Raw genomic sequence first — 14,577 nt, forward strand, 5'->3', positions numbered from 1 at the left:
GGGTCAATCATCAAGGATGCGCCCCAGCGAGTCAGCTCGCGGTCGCGGTCGGTGAGGCTGATCAGCGTCGCGGCGACCGATGGCAGCTGGGTCGTGCCGAGCGATCACTGCGTCCGACTCCATCCCGCGTAGGCGCTCGGCCAGCAGATTGCTGGCGATGCCAGGAAACCCGCGTCGCAGGTCGGAGAAGCGGCAGGGCTGCGCCGGGGCCGCAAGGGCGAGCGCACGTCCTTCCCCGAGGCCAACTTCGCGGCCCGATCGTGCTCGTTTGGGACAATCTCAACACCCACCTCAGCGCCAGTATGCGCGAGCTGCTGGGGCGGCGTGCCTGACTGACGATCATCCAGTTGCCCTCTTACGCCCCCGACCTCACGGTCGATGCCGTCTGGGCGCAGCTGAAACCATTCCTGACCAATCAGGCCAAGAAGTCCCTGAACGAACTCGCACGACTGATCAAGACCGTCCAAGAAGATGCAATACCGCCCCCAGCTGATCAGCGGCCTCATCGCCAAGACCAGCCTCGACAGCAAGCCGCCATAACCTCAGCCTTTAAGCTCTCTAGCACATCGAGACTAGGCAGTCCAAGGAGCCCATCTCAACCGACCTGCCCTAAAACATGCTTTAAGCTCCGCCTTATCTCGCCAAGTCCAGATCTAGCGGTCAAGCAGCACTAGTTCTTGGCGAAAAGATAGGATCGTGTAGGTTTCCCCACTACAATCCCAAGGTCAATGTTCAACCAAGCCCGATGTGAGCAATGTCCGATTTGTGTGCATTAGCACCAAGCAGACCGATATTGGTCGGTATAGCGTGCCGGCTGTATCCAGTGGGGCTGGCCGACAAACGCCTCATGAGAACAGCAATCGAGAGAACGAGTCCAGAGGCAAGGTCCCAGCTTCACCGACAGCGGATCTCCGCAGGCCACGGACAGCAACGCGTGTGCAGCCATCTAAGACAACTAGTAGCCCCCCGGGGGTAACGCTGAACGGCATGGACTGGCGACTGTACATAGCGGCTTCAGGAGCCACGGTTGTTGCCAAGGAGTTCTTGGACCTGGGGAGGGTTGGCGAGGGCGTACTTCTGCACTTCATGAGCCAACTGGAGCACAACGATCCCCGCATCACGTTCGTCGGCGAAGATCAACTTATCCAGATCGCGTGGGTGCTATATGAGAGCCTGTCGTATGGCGTCGTGTTTGCGACTGATCGAGCCAAGAACCACATTGTCCTGCATGTATGCAGATCAGATAGGTACCCGCCCATCGTGAGAGCCAGAGGAGTGGCCGTGGCTCGCAGCCGTTGGGAGGACTGGATCGAGCGGCACGGGTGAGACTATCTGCCAAGCCCTTGCAAAGATTATCGGTTAAAAGCGATACTGATCGTGCCTGTCGCTGGGTATAGTCCGTGACACAGAGTTCAACGAAGACGGCCCGAGGTGACTATGAGCGACCACGTCGAAGGAAGCTTTGATCATTTCCTCCAAGAGCGCCTCCAAGATGCCCAGGTCAGAGCGGCCTTCGAGGATGCAAGAGCCCGCTCCTTGATTTTGCGCTCCTTAGTTGCAGAACGTAAGCGATTGAAGATTACGCAGAAAACTATTGCCGATCGCATGCAGACGACTCAATCTGCGATCTCCGATTTAGAAAATGAGCGAGCTGACCCACGTTTATCAACCTTACAGCGTTTCGCACGCTCCGTAGGTGCATCCCTAACCCTGGTTTTCGCAACCGAACCGAGCCAGGTAGATGATTTTCAACTACTCGTTGAACCAACGCAGAAATTAGCTAGCGAGCCTTGGGCACAAACTCCGAAGCGATTCATGCGGCCCCGAGACCGATGCACTACTACTCGGACATCGATATCAGTAGAACCACCGCAGCGCTAACAACATATCAGTTATCAGTCTGGATAATGGCCGATGAATCGAAAGAGTCGCAGAGCGTCAGAGAACAGCGAAGCCGTCAGCGACGAAATGCATTATGTCGCGCGCTCTGTCAGAGTTGGAAGCCTACTTAGGCTACAAAACATCCGACTATCGGCCCTAAACTTCTGGTCGAGCGACGAAAAGACGAATCCTCCCTACCAGATCGCCGTAACTATAACTCCACGCATACTTATTCCAGATAAATTCATAGTATGCTCACTAAATTACAAAATAGTAGCGTCAAAAGGACCCGAAAGAATAGCGCAGATCGATTGCAGGTACGACGTAGCATATGCTATCGAATTGGATAACTCGACATATCAGCATCAGAGCCAGGTAGTTGAATCTGAAGACTTTGATGCATTCGCGAGGGTAGTGTTACCGTATACGCTTCATCCTTATGTACGCGAGCTTGTTTTTGACCTGTCGGGGAAATCTGGACTGCCTCCTTTGATACTTGAGGAGATGCACCTCCCTCAGGAAGTTGCAAATCTTCTGTATTGGCGTTTCGACTCAGGGGCTGGTTTACAATATGAAGATATTCCTTAGTTGGTCCGGCCAGTTGAGTCAATCAGTCGCAGAAATACTGAAGGACTGGCTTCCCTGTGTACTCCAGTTCGCCGAACCGTACTTCTCGAGCAAAGATATAGACAAGGGAACACGGTGGAGTGTTGATATTTCACAAGAGCTAGAGGCGTCAACTTTCGGTGTCATAATCGTCACTACCGAAAATATAAGTCAGCCCTGGATAAATTTCGAAGCCGGAGCTCTTTCTAAATCCCTCCAAAAAAGCCAAGTGTCCCCTCTTCTCGTAGACATCGAACGAAAAGAGGTCGTAGGGCCACTGCTTCAATTCCAATCTACGGTTTTAGAGAAAAAAGATGTATACGCCCTTATAGAGAGCATCAACAAGTGCGCGGGCGACCAGGGCATCAACGATTCTGGCCGGCTACAAAATGTCTTTGAAAAATGGTGGCCCGATCTTGAGGAGAAGATCGGGACCGTCAGGCGCGAGGCTGCCGCTCAGCCTAGCGCAAGCATTGTCGCTACTCGTTCTCGAGAAGATATCTTGGATGAAGTTCTTGAGCTATCCCGGAGTAACCAGAAGTTGCTCACCACTCCAATTAACCTGTTGCCCCCAGATTACTTTCTTTGGATTCTGACTAGGTATCAACCGCATCAAGTAACTCGCCTGCCGGAAGTTCGCCGGGCATATCGGCGATTCCACCATGTCTTGCTCGAGGCAATCTTGCGTGCGCCCGGCGACAAGAATCTCGATGAGTTGAGAATTTTCGGTCGCGAACTCATACTGGTCCTTGAAGACGCAGGCTTGGAAAGCTATCAGGCTGACAAGACAGTTAGACTAATGGCGGAGGCTCCATCCTCTGATCTGGACAGGGAACCTCCAAGAGAATAAGAGGATCACAGCAATTCGTCATAGGCGGATTTCAAGTGAGACGTTCTATATACAAGCGATACATATTATCGCCGCGGACGTGGCGTCTTTTCGCGATCAATTCACTGGCAGCTTTCGGTGCCTTGGCGGCCCTTGTAGGTGCCCTTGCCGCCTTCTTTCCGGATGAGCTCAGATCTCGAGGATTAATCTACCTCGGCATCCTTATGTTATTCACTCTCCTTTTTGCCTGCATTCGAGTTTGGCCGAAGCTTAAAGTTACGAAGCATCTAGGTCATCCCAATTCGAATATCACCCTGCTCATTGGTGATCTTTTCGCCCAGCAAGGCCATCTAGTCATCGGCATGTCTGATACCTTCGATACTGAACCCCCTATAATTATCAGCGAAGAGAGCGTTCAAGGGCAATTTCTTTCGCATTTTTACGGTGGCAACGTCCGGAAGCTGGATAGCGAAATAGAAGCAGCTCTTGGCAAAGAGCAGGTGGGCAGTACAGAGCTACGATTCGACAAGCCACTAGGAAAACTTGCTAGATATCCCATAGGAACTGTCGCGGTTCTGGGAGATGGGCAACGACTGTTCTTTTGCGTGGCATACGCGAAGATGGACAACCGGTGTGTAGTAGAAACATCCGTGCATGAGTTATGGAATAGCCTAACTTCGCTGTGGGTCGCTGTTAGGGCGAGAGCACACCTCGGCACGGTTTCCATCGCCGTTGTTGGGTCAGGTTTGGCGCGGCTGTCGAATAATTTGTCCCATGTAGATCTAGTCAAGCTTATTTCTATGTCATTCTTAATCGCATCAAGACAGCAGGTAGTGGCTGGCGAGTTACGCATAGTATTGAGACCCGAAGACGCTGCTGCTATCGATATAGGAGCTCTCTTCAATTTTATCCAGTCACAATAGTGGGCTATCCCGCTGGCCCACCTGGGACCGACCTAGGCTTGTCAGAATAAACATACCGACTGACATGCTGCAACGCCCATCTGCGACAGCCAGCGACGAGGGCTCCAAAGCACGTGGCATGCCACAGCACGCAGCGCACTCGACAAATCGCCCAGGCTGGTTCCCGGCACCGGATTTTCGAGATCCGCTCGTCGCGATCCAGCACCACCGCCGAGACGCCTGGCCGTCGTGTAGGGGGCGGATCAGTGGGTGGCGCGTCGTTCGAAGTCGTCGTTCAGCAATTTCAAAAGGTGTCGCTGCGGACGAGCTCAAAGCGGTCAGCCCAGCAGGGCGGCGGCGTCCAGTTCCAGGCGTTGATCGCGCCGGCGGTGAACAACAGTGGCTTCCCGTTCCAGCGCTCGATGTGCTTCAGCAGCGTGTCGCGATACTCCGGGGCTTTCCCTGAGGGGAGAAATAGCCGATCATCGGGATACCGGTCGGGCGGGCTGGATGTTAGGGCTCTTTGCGGGCGCCATCGCGCTAGAGTGGGCGTTCGATAGGGGCTCGGACGGCCACGACCTGCTCACCGTGGGCACTCAGGGACTCGTCATCGTGGACAAGAGGCGGGCGCATTGGCGGGACTGTCGTTCCCGTGGCCTGAGGCCATCTGGAACATTTCACGGTGATGGCCGACTTCTCCGGCCCCTCCCACCTTGTCGTCGTGGAGTTCAAGGATGGCGACAAGCCCGACAAGGACTGGGTAAGCGGCACAGCACACCAGCACTGCCGGGATGCCCGGTGATCCTGCTGTCCGCCGGCCAGGCGACCAAGCGGACGAACCCGTAGAATGCCGATCTTCAGGCCGCACAGCGGGGGTTGTGGCAGCCTTGCCGCACGCGTGTCCAATCACCATGTGCACCGGACGCAGGTGGCGGGCCGATCGGGTTCTAGAGCTGCTGACACAAGAACGACGAGAAAGCTGAGGGGGAGCAGATGAACGTGGAGAGGCGATTAGCCCACGAACGGACGGCGCCGATCACCGGTTACGACACGACGTGACCGTCGTCGCGAACCGCTACCGCCTGCTGTCACCTCTGGGCCAGGGCGGTATGGGGACTGTCTGGCGGGCCGTTGACGAGCTGCTGCGGCAAGAAGTAGCCGTCAAGGAAGTGCGTCTGCCGCCGGAGCTCGATCAGGCCGCCCGCGCGGAGCTGACCGAGCGCACCCTGCGCGAGGCGCGGGCCGCGGCGCGGCTGCGCTCCCATCCGTCGATCGTCACCGTCCTCGACGTCGTCATGGACGGCGGACGGCCATGGATCGTGATGGAGCTGATCAACGGCCGCTCGCTCGACCAGATCGTCCGCCAGGACGGGCCGACCTCCCCCAGCCGGACCGCATGGGTAGGGCAGCACGTGCTCGACGCCCTGACGGCCGCGCACTCCATGGGCGTGCTGCACCGTGACGTCAAGCCCGGCAACGTGCTCATCACCCAGGACGGGCGCGTTCTGCTCACCGACTTCGGGATCGCCACCCTCGCCGGAGATGTGGCGTTGACTCAGACCGGCCTGCTCAACGGCTCGCCAGGCTACATCGCTCCCGAGCGGCTGCGCGGCGAAGCCGACGGCCCGTCGGCCGACCTGTGGTCGCTCGGCGCCACCCTGTACACGGTGGTGGAGGGCAGCCCGGCCTTCTCCGGCATGAACTCGGCCGCGGTGATGGCGGCCGTCCTGCTCCACGAGCCCGCGCCCGCCCGCCTGGCGGGGCCGCTGGCGCCCGTCCTGGCCGCGCTGCTGGAGAAGGATCCGGGCCGGCGCTGCACTCCCGAGCAGGCGGCCGTCTGGCTGCGGGACGTCGCCCGGGGCGACGTGCCCGAGTCCGTGCCGACGGTCCCACGGGGCCGGCCGCGTGCCGTGAAGAAGCGCCGGATCGCCCTGATGGGCGGCTCGGCCGCCGCGGCGCTCAGCGTGGTGGCGGGGCTGGTGATCTGGATGAACACGCGTGGCGTGCCCCAAGATCCCGGCACGGAGACGCTGCCTTCGACCGGCTCCACCTCCTCCGCCCCTTCGCCCACGGCCGTGAAACTGTTCCGCAAACAGCCCAAGACCTGCCCGCTGCTGAGCACCGCGCAGGCACGCACAATGCTCAGCGGTACAGTGACGCGCCCGCTCATCTCCACCATGCGCTGCCAATGGTCGAGCGCCGATGGCGCGAGCATCACGCTGACCACGTATCGCACCCCCACGGTCAAGGGCTGCAAGGCGAACTTCGACGGCACCCCGATGAAGGACGAGAAGATGCGCTATCCGAAGACCAAGCAGCGGTCCGCTTCGACGGCCGGGTACCGGACGTTCGCCTACACGCGCAAGGCTCCTGAGATAAGCACGGGGTTCCACCGTTCCGGGACGACGTTCTGCCTGACGAACATCCTGGTATCCGTGGACTACTGGGGTCCGCGGGCCGGATACACCGCCGTGGATCGCGCGACCGCCTACGTCGTCGAGGCGTTGGAGGCCAAACGCTGAGTGAAGTCGTCGTTCAGCAGTTTGAAGAAGGTGTCGCCGCGGACGATCTCAAAGGGGTCGGTGAGCAGGGCGCCGAGCTCGGCGACGTCGGACGGGGTCCAGTTCCAGGCGTTGATCGCGCCGGCGATGAACAGCGGCGACTTCCCGTCCCAGCCCTCGATGTGCTTCAGCAGCGTGTCGCGATACTCCTGGGCTTTTCCCTGTGGGGAGAAATTGCCGATCAGCGGGATGCCGGCCGGGCGGGTCCGCAGGTCGCCGCTTTCCCACGATTGGATGATGCCGCGTAACGGGGTGTTCTTTCGGTACGAGCCGACGATGCGCTCGTCGAACGCCACCCAGCCGGTGTTCTCCGGGTTGCGGTAGTTGTAGGCGTAGACCAGGTCCATGCCGGTGCCGCGCAGGAAGCGTCCGCTGAGTTCGGTGTAGGCGTCCAGGTCCTTCGCGGGCCACGAGCCCGGATAGGTGTAGCCCGCGCCGGAGGGGCCGGAGATCAGCAGGTCGTTGGCGGTGGCCGTGCGCTGGTAGTACGCCAGGAGCGCGGGGCCGATGTCGGCCAGCAGGGGGCTGACGGTCCAGTTCACCGGCACGCCGCCGCGTTTCGGGTCGTTCCAGAGTTCGCGCATTCTGCGCTGGCAGTACTGGATGTTGTCGCCCTCGCCGAAAGTGAGAGTGAGGTAGACGCGGTCGCGTAGGGTGGCCGCCGGTCTTGGGCGCACGCGGTTGGAGACCTTCGCGGGGACGCCCGCGTGCACGGTGGCGTTCATGTAATAGTCGGCGGGCACGACTTCGACGGCGTGCTGCGAGGCGCGGTCCACGCCGCCCCATTCGCCCGCCACGTCGTTGGAGAACCAGCCCGCATAAGGGGTGGTGGGCTTCACCTTGCTGAGGATCTCGTCGAGCAATGTGCCCGTCTCGCCTGAGGGCGGCAGCCAGAACACCATCGCGCGCATCGCCGCCGCGTAGTCGCGGAAATACGGGAAGGGCTCCACGCGGGTGGGCGCGGTGGTTGCGGCGGTGACCAGGTATTGGTTCCACAGGTCTACCTCGACCAGGAACTGCTGGGTACCGGCCGGGGCGGTGAATCGGTAGATGAAATAGCCGCCACCGTCGGAGAAACGGTTGGCGTCCCCGCCGATGGAGGAGTTGAGGCCGTCGAACAGGTACGGGGTTTCGGCGGCCGTACCCGGGATGAAGGACACGATTTCCTTGCCGTCGGCCTTCACTTTCACCGAACCGACCGAGGCGCCCCAGCCGTCGTCGCCGAGGGAATCCTGGAAACGCAGGTAGACGCCGTCCTGACCGGAAAGCTCCTGGCTCAGGTCGAAGGTGCGTACCGCCCGGTTGGAGGCGTCACGGACGCGCTCGCTCTCGCGGGCGATCTCCCGCCACTGAACGCCGTCCACCCGGGCCGTCCTGGTCGGCGGGAGTCCGGTGAGCAGCGCGTGCGTGCAGCGGGGGAAGAGGTTGTCGAGCTGCCACCGGTACGTTCCCAGAACGTCGTCGGCTTTGAAACGGCCGCGCAGGTCGGTGATGACTCTGAAGCCGTACTGGCCGGCCTGCTCGGCGGTGGCGGCGACGGCGTTCTCCAGCCCGGCCAGCGTGGTGGCGACATTCACGGAGTCGGGCACCGCGGGATCGTGCACGATCGCGCCGCGCACCTCGTTCTTGTAGCGGGCCACGAGGTCGAGCGGCCGGTCGTGGCGCGTCACGGCGGCGCCGGTGCTTGACAGCCAGCGGAGGTCGTAGCCGGCGCTGTCGTAGTTGAAGTAGAGGCGGGGCTGCCGCCGGTTGACGATTCCCTGGAGGGTGGTCAGCAGAAGCTGGTCGTTCCCATGAAGCGCGCTGACGTCGGCGACGTCGAGCCGGGTGGGACGGCCGAAATTCGGCAGGAGCGGGGCGGCGGCGGTACGGGTTGTGGCGGCGGCAGAGCCGGGGAGGGTGATTCCGAGGCCGCCGGCCGCGAGGACCACGCCATTCGCCCAGAGGAAAGTACGTCGTGACACCATCAGCGATCGCTGCTCCTCGCTGGAGGGACCGGGACTGACATCGTTGTCATCTGCAGCGAACCTAACCGCCTGACGAAATGTTGTCCATGGTGTAAATGCGCCTGCCGACTCGTAGAACCGGCCAGGCCCGTTTCCGCGCCTGGCCGGTTCTACGAGCCGGCAGGCGGTCAGTGTCCGGCGCTCATGCCGCCGTCGACGTGCAGGATCTCGCCGGTGACGAACGGGGCGTTCTCCAGGTAGACCACCGCGTCGACGATGTCGCTCACCTCGCCCATCCGCCCGACCGGGTGCAGGCCGGCGAGGACCTGGTGGGACTCCTCGGGGTGCATCGGGGTCTTGATGGTGCCCGGCGAGACGGCGTTGACGCGGACGCCGCGGGTCGCGTATTCGATGGCGAGACCCTTGGTGACGGACTGCAGGCCACCCTTCGTCAGCGAGGCCAGCGTGGCGGGGACCCTGGAGTCGGCGTTGTCGACCAGGCTGGTGGTGATGTTGACGATGTGGCCGCCGCCTTGAGCGAGCATGTGCGGAATGGCCAACTGGGTGATGCGGAAGAACCCGGCCAGGTTGATACCGGTCACGGTCGCGTAGTCCTCGGCGGTGTACTCGGTGAAGGGCTTGGCGACGAAGACGCCGGCGTTGTTGATCAAAGTGTCGACCCGGCCGAAGCGCTCGACGGCTGCGGCGATGACGCGCTCGGCGGTGGCGGGGTCGGCGATGTCGCCCTGGACGGTTACCACGTCGGCGTCGTCGGCGGGGGCGATGGTGCGTGAGGTGGCGACGACGCCGTAGCCGAGCTTGCGGTAGGCGGCGACGAAACCGGCACCGAGACCCTGCGACGCACCGGTGATTACAGCAACCTTCTGACTCATGATGACCTTCTTTGTGTTTGCGAATTCAGTGCTAGCCGACCGGTCGTCTATCAACGTAGACGACCGGTCGACAATCGTCAAAGTGTCAGTGTCCCGTGATGACCTTGGACACGTGGTACTGGCGGATCCGCCACGCATCCTGATCGCGCCGAAGGACCAGCGAAAGGTGCACCGGCACTTCCCAGCCCGTCGGGTCAAGGAAGGTGACATCCGCGAATCCGCCGGCCACCTCCTCGCCGATGGCGTACGTGCTCAGCACGGTGACCTCGGCGGTGCGATCATCCGGCACCGCGTCGTAGTACGCGCGAACCGCGTCGCGGCCGGCGACGACCTTGGGGCCGAAGCCCTGGAAGAGGGCGTCCGGGGTGAACAGGTCGGCCATCGCGTCCACCTGGTGGCCGTCGAAAGCGGCCTTCCAGCGGTTCAGGATCTCGCGCATCGGATCGGTCATGGTGCCTTCCTTCGTGCTGAGTAGTCGACCGGTCTAGTAAAAGTAGACGACCGGTCGTACACTGGCAACATGGGACGTACCAGTGACGCCAAGGAGAGGATCCTCAGCGCCGCGCAGACACTCATCGAGCTGCGTGGCTACTCGGCATTGGGAGTGGCCGAGATCTGCAAGGCGGCAGGCGTGCCGAAGGGCAGCTTCTACTACTTCTTCGACTCCAAGGAGGAGCTCGCCCTGGCCGTCATCGACGAGCATTGGGCCGGCCAGCGCAGCGGCTGGAACCGCATCCTGGGCAACGATGATCCGCCCCTCCAGCGGCTCCGGCAGCTGTTCGAGGCCACCGAAGCCGACCAGCGCGCCGGGCAGCAGAGCTGCGGCACCGTCTCGGGCTGTCTTTTCGGGAACCTGACCCTGGAGATGAGCAACCAGACGGAAGCCCTCCGCGAACGGCTGCAGCAGATCTTCGAGGCGCAGGTCGGCATGGTGGAAAAGGTCATCACCGCGGCCCGGGAGCGCGGAGAGGTCACCGCCGCCGACACCCATGAGGCCGCGCGATCCGTCGTCGCCCAGCTCGAAGGCCAGGTGCTCTTCGCCAAGCTCTACAACAACACACAACGCCTCGACGCCCTGTGGACGAACTGCCTGGCCCTTCTCGGCGCCACCGTTCCCGGCCGCGCCGAGGAAGACTCCTTGTCCAGCTACTCCTGACCCTCTTCTGGCAGGCCGTTGTCGAACTGCTTCGGCTGCACCTGCTTGTGCGGCTGGCCCCGCTCGGCCTTGGCCAGTGCGGCGGTGTCGGGATAGTCGGCAACGAAGGCGTCCACGCCCAGGTCCAGGTGCGCACGATACTCCGCCAGCGCGTCACCGTGGTCGGTCGCGATCTGGCCGCGGCGCAGCTGCAGGGGCAGGTACTGGTTCTCGCTGCGGAAGGTGTACACGCCGATCTTCAGCCCCGCCTTGTGCGTGTCGGAGACCAGTGTCGTCGGGGTGCCCGAGCTGCCGTCCGGGTTGAGCGGGATCACCGATGACTTGTCCGGCCCGATCCACTGCGCGTACTGCGCGATCTTCGCCAGCCCCTCGGGCTTCATCATGTCCGCGTAGGTCGTCGGGTCTCCGGCCGCCGTCAGATCGTACGGCTGGCCGGTGGTGCCCAGGGCCTGCCACAGGGGCACGCGCAGGTCCTTGGCCACCCGCTTCAGGCTGGACGGCTCGAACGACTGCACCACCACCGGACTGTTCGGCCGGTTCAGCCCGTTGCGCTTGACGGTCTCGATCAGCGGCTCCTCCAGCGGCAGCCCGATCGACCTGAAGTAGGTCGGGTGCTTGGTCTCGGGAAAGACACCGACCTGCTTGCCGTACTGGCGCGAGAGCCGCTTGGCCAGGTCGAGCACCTCCTGGAAGGTGAGCACCTGGTAGTAGCCGTTGTATACGGTGTTGCGCTGGCGGATCGCGGGCAGTCGCTCGACCGCGCGCAGCGTCTTCAGCTCGGCCAGCGTGAAGTCCTCGGTGAACCACCCGGTCACGTTGCGCCCGTCGACGACCTTGGTGGTCTTGCGTGCGGCGAACTCGGGGCGCAGCGACACGTCGGTGGTGCCGGAGATCTCGTTCTCGTGCCTGACGACCAGCACGTGGTCCTTGGTCGGCACCAGGTCGGGCTCGATCCAGTCGGCGCCCATGGCCACGGCCAGCTCGTAGCCGCCCTGCGTGTGCTCGGGACGGTGACCCGCCGCGCCGCGGTGGCCGATGATGACCACCTGGGACCGGTCGGGTGCGGCTTCGGCCGAAGCCGGAGCCGCACTCGCTCCGGCCAGGGGGATGAGGACGGCTAGGGTGGTGGCTGCGATCTTTCGCACGTGAGACTCCCGGCGGTGTCCGCACCGGAGACTTTCACCGGTGATCACCGCGGGCATTATGGTAAGGACCGAAATCTGCCTTCGGGCCAATAACGGCGAAATTTCCGGTGACAACCCACTGTGAGACCGCGCGCCGGGGGCCGGTTCAGCGCAGGGTGGCGGTGAAGGTGCGGCCGTGGGTGTGGCGGGTCGTCGCCTGGATCAGGGTGCCGCCCGGTACGTGTCGTACCGTCACCCCTTCGTCGGCCTTGTCGAGCCTGAGGGGCGCGCCGAGGAGGACGACGGAGACGCGGTCGCGTTTCATCGTGGGATCGGACAGGGCGACGACCGTGCGCTTGCCGGACTGGACGATGACCGAGGCGGGGCCGTCGATGAGCAGGCGCTCGGCGTGGCGCGGGCCGTCGGAGAAGACGTTGGCGGCGACGATCCCGAGCGTCTTGTGCTTGATCGCTTGTACGTGCCGGTCGTTGGCCAGGACGACCAGCCGGCCGTCCGCGTAGCCGCGCAGGCGGGCCTCGGTCGCGTTCGGGACCAGGGCGTAGGCGAGGGCGGGGACGGAGCCGGTGGTGGGGTGGGCGATCGAGGCGGTGAAGACGTTCTTGGTCACGCTGGTGTCGGGATTGGAGGTGCGTACGACTCTGCGGCTGCGGGTCACCGTCTCCAGCCCGGCCGCGACGGGCTGCCGGGTGAGGAAGGCGTAGCCGACCGCGGTACGGCGGGTGCCGTTGGCGTAGCGGAGCCAGCGCGGGGGTGTGGTGTCGCCCGTCTGCCAGGCCTTGCCGTTCCAGCCCTCGCCGGTGAGGACGACCGCGTCGCCGGGAGCGGCGATGCGGCTGTCCACGGTGGTCATCGCGTCGCGGCCGCCCTCGCCGGAGACGCCCGCGGCCAGCACCACGATCTCGTCGTCGAGCATGAACCAGGACTTGGTCGCGCGGGCGTTCTGGTAGGCGACGAAGTCGTCCGGCAGGATGCCCGCCTGTTTGGCGGTGTACGCGGCGTCGTCGGACTGGACCATGCCCGCCGCGCCGAACGCGCCGAGCGTCGCGCCGCCGGAGAAGGCGTTCCCGGCGCGGGGGAAGTACACGTAGGTGTTCTGGGACTCCGAGGAGGAGGTGAAGTTCAGCGGGTGACCCGGGTTCTCGTACCAGAGCCGGCCGTACAGCTCGGGAACCGTCCGCCGCTCCTGCACCGGCGCGGTGATCCCGGCCAGCCGGTACGGCGAGACGGTCGTGTAGTAGTCGACGCCGAAGACCTCGCGCTGGTCCTCGCCCGCGAGGTACAGATAGTAGGCGCCGTCGCCCTGGAACCAGGGCATGAGGTTCTCGCCGCTCATGTACTCGTACTTGCTGATCCGGTCGGAGCTGCGCGCCAGGGCGAAGGCGTAGCCGGGGCGCCGGTGGACGGTCCTGTCCATGGCGTTGAACGCCACGCAGCGCTCGGGCGGGTTCAGGTCGGCGGCCGGGATGGCGGAGTCGGCGCGGATGGCCGCGTACCGGGCGACACTGATCGGGGAGACGAAGGCGGCCGGGTCGACGGCCGGCAGGAACTTGACGTACTTCTTCAGGGCGAGCGCGCCCGCGCCCTCGACGTGGTCGGCCAGGTCGGTGATGGCCTCCACGACCACCCCGACATCGGCGTAGCCGGTGGTGGTGCGCGAGGCCGCCCGCCCCTTGACGATCTCCATCATCCACCCCTCGAAGATCAACGGGGCGAAGCCGTCGGCGACCCAGCGGTACACCACGCCGGCCAGGTCGGAGGTGCCGCCGCTCGTCGCGCCCTCGAGCATCTTGAGGGTCTGGACGACGCGGGTGAGCAGGGCCTTCCCGTACGAGCCCGTGTAGGCGACCGAGTCGTGCTGGATGAAGGAGCCGTCGCGGTAGTAGCCGTCGGTGACCCCGTGCTGGAGGTTGTAGGGGTCGATCGTGGCGAAGACGGTGGCCTGGTCGGAGATGGCCTTGCCGACACGGGCGTCGTCGCCGGTGAGCGCGCCTTGCAGGATCCGGTTGCCGGTGATGTCGGCCAGGTTCGCCCCGGTGTGGAAGCGCGAGTCGAGGTCGACGTCGCCGTTCTTGCCGTTGCGCAGGTAGGCGTCCATCGAGGCGATGTAGGTCGCCGTCAGGTCGGGCCGTTCCGCCCGGAGCCGTTCGGCCAGCAGGGCCAGCGTCCTGCTCACCTGGGTGGAGATGCCGATCTCCCAGTTGAACCAGTTGCCGTAGTAGCCCGCCGACTGGTTGCCGTAATAGCGCTGGTGCAACCACAGCAGGCCGTCGACGACCCGCCGCTGGACGGCTGCGTCATCGACGAGCTCGCCGCCTGGTGTGCGGGTCGCGAGCGCGATCTCGTACAGGTACTGGAAGGCCAGTCGCAGGTTGGCGTCGTCGGTGCCGAGCCGCAGGCCGGAGAACAGCTCGCCGTCGCCCGCCTGGTCCATGGCGGCCAGCCGCTGCTTGGCGGTCCGGAGGATCGCCGCGAGATTGCCGGCGACCTCGGGCCGGGCGTTGATCTCCGGGGTTCCCGCGAAGATCGCCACCGTGTTGGCGAGCAGCCGCGCGTGATCGACGCCCGCCGCGGCACGCGAGGGGGAGGTGACAGTGAGCAGACCGGCGGCGGGGAGCAGGGCGAGAACCTGGCGGCGAGACATGTGCGGCACGGCGGACT

At 63.5% G+C, this 14,577-nt stretch carries 12 protein-coding genes and 1 pseudogene; 7 read left to right on the forward strand and 6 right to left on the reverse strand.

Annotation, left to right across the window (positions count from 1 at the left end):
- Nucleotides 1-3: 3 nt before the first annotated feature.
- A pseudogene (locus ACGFNP_RS34305) lies at nucleotides 4-186 on the reverse strand (hypothetical protein); the annotation flags it as partial.
- Nucleotides 187-987: 801 nt separating this feature from the next.
- Here ACGFNP_RS34305 and ACGFNP_RS34310 point away from each other — a divergent pair.
- The 6 genes from ACGFNP_RS34310 (at nucleotide 988) to ACGFNP_RS34335 (ending at nucleotide 6,740) form a co-directional block, all read left to right on the forward strand.
- Nucleotides 988-1,326, forward strand: a complete 339-nt coding sequence (locus tag ACGFNP_RS34310; RefSeq protein WP_358331608.1) for a hypothetical protein — start codon at nucleotides 988-990, stop codon at nucleotides 1,324-1,326.
- Between the two features lie 111 nt (nucleotides 1,327-1,437).
- The gene (locus tag ACGFNP_RS34315; RefSeq protein WP_393325721.1) at nucleotides 1,438-1,881 is read left to right on the forward strand and encodes a helix-turn-helix domain-containing protein; all 444 of its coding nucleotides are present in this window, start codon (nucleotides 1,438-1,440) and stop codon (nucleotides 1,879-1,881) included.
- Nucleotides 1,882-1,968: 87 nt separating this feature from the next.
- Entirely contained in the window at nucleotides 1,969-2,469 is a 501-nt protein-coding gene (locus ACGFNP_RS34320; RefSeq protein WP_358332257.1) for a protein-export chaperone SecB, read from the forward strand.
- The gene (locus ACGFNP_RS34325; protein WP_358331614.1) at nucleotides 2,453-3,337 is read left to right on the forward strand and encodes a hypothetical protein; all 885 of its coding nucleotides are present in this window, start codon (nucleotides 2,453-2,455) and stop codon (nucleotides 3,335-3,337) included. The genes ACGFNP_RS34320 and ACGFNP_RS34325 overlap by 17 nt, the downstream gene beginning before the upstream one ends.
- 122 nt (nucleotides 3,338-3,459) lie before the next feature.
- The gene (locus tag ACGFNP_RS34330) at nucleotides 3,460-4,239 is read left to right on the forward strand and encodes a macro domain-containing protein (protein ID WP_358331617.1); all 780 of its coding nucleotides are present in this window, start codon (nucleotides 3,460-3,462) and stop codon (nucleotides 4,237-4,239) included.
- 1,034 nt (nucleotides 4,240-5,273) lie between these two features.
- Entirely contained in the window at nucleotides 5,274-6,740 is a 1,467-nt protein-coding gene (locus ACGFNP_RS34335) for a serine/threonine-protein kinase (protein WP_393325724.1), read from the forward strand.
- On the opposite strand, the gene ACGFNP_RS34340 is transcribed toward ACGFNP_RS34335, so the two are convergent.
- The 3 genes from ACGFNP_RS34340 to ACGFNP_RS34350 all read right to left on the reverse strand — a co-directional run bounded on the left by ACGFNP_RS34340 (nucleotide 6,707) and on the right by ACGFNP_RS34350 (nucleotide 10,069).
- A complete protein-coding gene (locus ACGFNP_RS34340) occupies nucleotides 6,707-8,746 on the reverse strand; it encodes a GxGYxYP domain-containing protein (protein ID WP_393325726.1) in 2,040 nt (679 codons plus the stop codon). The two genes, ACGFNP_RS34335 and ACGFNP_RS34340, sit on opposite strands and share 34 nt — an antisense overlap.
- A 167-nt stretch (nucleotides 8,747-8,913) precedes the next feature.
- Complete coding sequence (locus ACGFNP_RS34345; RefSeq protein WP_393325728.1) at nucleotides 8,914-9,618, reverse strand: SDR family NAD(P)-dependent oxidoreductase; 705 nt, start codon at nucleotides 9,616-9,618, stop codon at nucleotides 8,914-8,916.
- Nucleotides 9,619-9,703: 85 nt separating this feature from the next.
- Complete coding sequence (locus ACGFNP_RS34350; RefSeq protein ID WP_393325731.1) at nucleotides 9,704-10,069, reverse strand: SgcJ/EcaC family oxidoreductase; 366 nt, start codon at nucleotides 10,067-10,069, stop codon at nucleotides 9,704-9,706.
- Nucleotides 10,070-10,138: 69 nt separating this feature from the next.
- Between ACGFNP_RS34350 and ACGFNP_RS34355 the strand changes: the two genes are divergently transcribed.
- Nucleotides 10,139-10,774, forward strand: coding sequence for a TetR/AcrR family transcriptional regulator (locus ACGFNP_RS34355; protein ID WP_393325733.1), 636 nt, complete (start codon nucleotides 10,139-10,141; stop codon nucleotides 10,772-10,774).
- On the opposite strand, the gene ACGFNP_RS34360 is transcribed toward ACGFNP_RS34355, so the two are convergent.
- Both ACGFNP_RS34360 and ACGFNP_RS34365 read right to left on the reverse strand, forming a co-directional pair.
- Complete coding sequence (locus ACGFNP_RS34360; RefSeq protein WP_358331635.1) at nucleotides 10,765-11,919, reverse strand: glycerophosphodiester phosphodiesterase; 1,155 nt, start codon at nucleotides 11,917-11,919, stop codon at nucleotides 10,765-10,767. The two genes, ACGFNP_RS34355 and ACGFNP_RS34360, sit on opposite strands and share 10 nt — an antisense overlap.
- Nucleotides 11,920-12,064: 145 nt before the next feature.
- On the reverse strand, nucleotides 12,065-14,560 hold the full coding sequence (locus ACGFNP_RS34365) for a polysaccharide lyase family 8 super-sandwich domain-containing protein (protein WP_393326276.1): 2,496 nt from the start codon (nucleotides 14,558-14,560) through the stop codon (nucleotides 12,065-12,067).
- Between the last annotated feature and the right edge of the window lie 17 nt (nucleotides 14,561-14,577).

It is taken from the genome of Nonomuraea sp. NPDC049269 (assembly GCF_043197155.1).
In the GTDB taxonomy this organism is placed as follows: Bacteria; Actinomycetota; Actinomycetes; order Streptosporangiales; family Streptosporangiaceae; genus Nonomuraea.

What these genes read in the sequence shown, in the direction of transcription:
- ACGFNP_RS34310 (WP_358331608.1), top strand. Translation starts at nt 988, where the DNA reads ATGGACTGGCGACTGTACATAGCGGCTTCAGGAGCCACGGTTGTTGCC.
- ACGFNP_RS34315 (WP_393325721.1), top strand. Translation starts at nt 1,438, where the DNA reads ATGAGCGACCACGTCGAAGGAAGCTTTGATCATTTCCTCCAAGAGCGC.
- ACGFNP_RS34320 (WP_358332257.1), top strand. Translation starts at nt 1,969, where the DNA reads ATGCATTATGTCGCGCGCTCTGTCAGAGTTGGAAGCCTACTTAGGCTA.
- ACGFNP_RS34325 (WP_358331614.1), top strand. Translation starts at nt 2,453, where the DNA reads ATGAAGATATTCCTTAGTTGGTCCGGCCAGTTGAGTCAATCAGTCGCA.
- ACGFNP_RS34340 (WP_393325726.1), bottom strand. Translation starts at nt 8,746, where the DNA reads ATGGTGTCACGACGTACTTTCCTCTGGGCGAATGGCGTGGTCCTCGCG.
- ACGFNP_RS34345 (WP_393325728.1), bottom strand. Translation starts at nt 9,618, where the DNA reads ATGAGTCAGAAGGTTGCTGTAATCACCGGTGCGTCGCAGGGTCTCGGT.
- ACGFNP_RS34350 (WP_393325731.1), bottom strand. Translation starts at nt 10,069, where the DNA reads ATGACCGATCCGATGCGCGAGATCCTGAACCGCTGGAAGGCCGCTTTC.
- ACGFNP_RS34355 (WP_393325733.1), top strand. Translation starts at nt 10,139, where the DNA reads ATGGGACGTACCAGTGACGCCAAGGAGAGGATCCTCAGCGCCGCGCAG.
- ACGFNP_RS34365 (WP_393326276.1), bottom strand. Translation starts at nt 14,560, where the DNA reads ATGTCTCGCCGCCAGGTTCTCGCCCTGCTCCCCGCCGCCGGTCTGCTC.